Origin of the sequence: Streptomyces africanus, assembly GCF_002150735.1 — a bacterium.
GTDB classification, from domain to species: domain Bacteria; phylum Actinomycetota; class Actinomycetes; order Streptomycetales; family Streptomycetaceae; genus Streptomyces; species Streptomyces africanus.
This window is the reverse complement of record NZ_MUKA01000522.1, coordinates 257-979: the sequence shown is the minus strand read 5'-3', so window position 1 is coordinate 979 and position 723 is coordinate 257. Positions and strand designations below refer to the sequence as shown.

The window sequence follows — 723 nt, the reverse complement described above, 5'->3', positions numbered from 1 at the left end:
GCCCGTCGAACGTGGAGTTGAAGGGATTGCTGATGTCGACGATGACCTTGCCCGCGAGGGCGTCTCCGTACTGGGCGACGACCGGCACGACGCCGTTGTACAGCAGGGCCACGATGACGATGTCCCCGGCCGGGGCGGTGCCCCATTCTCCCGTCGTGGCGCCGCCGCCGAGAGCCTTGGCCAGGTCAGCGGCCTTGGACTGATCGCGGCCCATGACCTCGACGGTGTTGCCGCCCGCTATCGCCCGCGCGCCGATGGTGCGGGCCATGTTCCCGGTGCCGATGATGCTGATATTGCTCATGAGATGTCCTGCCCTGGTGGTGGTTGTTCGGTCTAGATGGCGGTGGTGCCGCCGTCGGCGACGAGTTCCATGCCGTTGACGTAGCTGGAGTCGTCGGAGGCGAGGAAGAGGGCCGCGGTGGCGATTTCGTCGGGGCGGCCCATCTGGCCGCGCGGGATGAGGGACTCGAACTGGCGCTTGGTGGCCTCGTCGAAGANNCTCCAGCCGGGGAAGGCGCCGAGAGAGGCGTTGGAGCCGGTCATGAGGATGGAGCCGCCGTCGTTGAAGAGCGGGAGGGCCTTCTGGACGGTGAACAGGGTGCCGCGCGCGTTGAGCCCGAACCAGGTGTCGAACTGGGCCTCGGTGATCTCGCCGAGCGGGGCGGGCTCGCCCCCTCCGGCGCTGGCCCACAGTACGTCGAGGCTTCCCTTCTCCCGCTTGAC

Annotated in this window: 2 protein-coding genes; both read right to left on the bottom strand. The window is 68.2% G+C overall.

The annotated features are described in order from the left end of the window. Positions 1–301, bottom strand: a 301-nt coding sequence (locus CCL05_RS41265) for an NADPH-dependent F420 reductase (RefSeq protein WP_158102532.1), incomplete at its 3' end; no start/stop codon positions are given. 32 nt (positions 302–333) lie between these two features. Beyond that, a partial coding sequence (locus tag CCL05_RS41260; protein WP_244204588.1) for an SDR family NAD(P)-dependent oxidoreductase occupies positions 334–723 on the bottom strand: 390 nt, incomplete at its 5' end.